Raw genomic sequence first — 330 nt, 5'->3', positions numbered from 1 at the left:
GAGAAAAAAGTGATGGTTGCGGCATATAAGCAAATCTTTTATACCGTAAGTGCAGAACTACCTAACAATCCATCAGACCTTTTTGATAATAGTGTTACTTTTGACGAGTTAACTCGTAAAGGGGTAAGTAAGGCGGCTCCGCCTGTTATGGTATCAAATGTAGCTTATGGTAGAACAGTTTATGTGAAATTAGAAACATCATCTAAGAGTAAAGATGTACAAGCTGCTTTTAAAGCCTTAATTAAGAATCAAAGCGTTGAAGCGAGTGGACAGTACAAAGATATTTTTGAAGACAGTACCTTTACCGCTGTAGTATTAGGCGGAGATGCA

At 37.6% G+C, this 330-nt stretch carries 1 protein-coding gene; it reads left to right on the top strand.

Annotated features, from left to right (window positions below; genetic code table 11):
• A partial coding sequence (locus JDS96_RS33550; RefSeq protein WP_199669143.1) for a thiol-activated cytolysin family protein occupies positions 1 to 330 on the top strand: 330 nt, incomplete at both ends.

Origin of the sequence: Bacillus cereus group sp. N21 (genome assembly GCF_016483395.1) — a bacterium.
In the GTDB taxonomy this organism is placed as follows: domain Bacteria; phylum Bacillota; class Bacilli; order Bacillales; family Bacillaceae_G; genus Bacillus_A; species Bacillus_A pseudomycoides.
This window is presented reverse-complemented; position numbering and strand designations above follow the sequence as displayed.